Source organism: Flavivirga aquimarina (genome assembly GCF_030540835.1).
Taxonomy (GTDB): Bacteria; Bacteroidota; Bacteroidia; order Flavobacteriales; family Flavobacteriaceae; genus Flavivirga; species Flavivirga aquimarina.
Genome location: NZ_JAUOEK010000086.1, coordinates 1 through 282 on the forward strand (window position 1 = coordinate 1; position 282 = coordinate 282).

Sequence of the window (282 nt, forward strand, 5' to 3'; positions counted from 1 at the left end):
TGCACTGTTAAATCAGGGGAAATCTGTGTTTGCTTAAAACGATCTCCTAATTGATAACGAACAATATGATTACCAATAAGCCCTATAAAGGTATCATTGAATACTTGAAATGTTCTTAGTTTGCTTTTTCCGATGTCTTCCACATAAAAACTAAATTCATAACGGTTTTTTACTAGGTCGTACACATCAATAACAGAGGATTCTTTCCATAATACCAAAGATTCTTTACTCCCTAGTAGTTTAGAATTTACAAACAGGTAGTTTCCAGAGGTGGCACTGGAT

At 34.0% G+C, this 282-nt stretch carries 1 pseudogene; it reads right to left on the bottom strand.

The features are described from left to right. Positions 1 to 282, bottom strand: a pseudogene (locus Q4Q35_RS07970) (MauE/DoxX family redox-associated membrane protein); the annotation flags it as partial.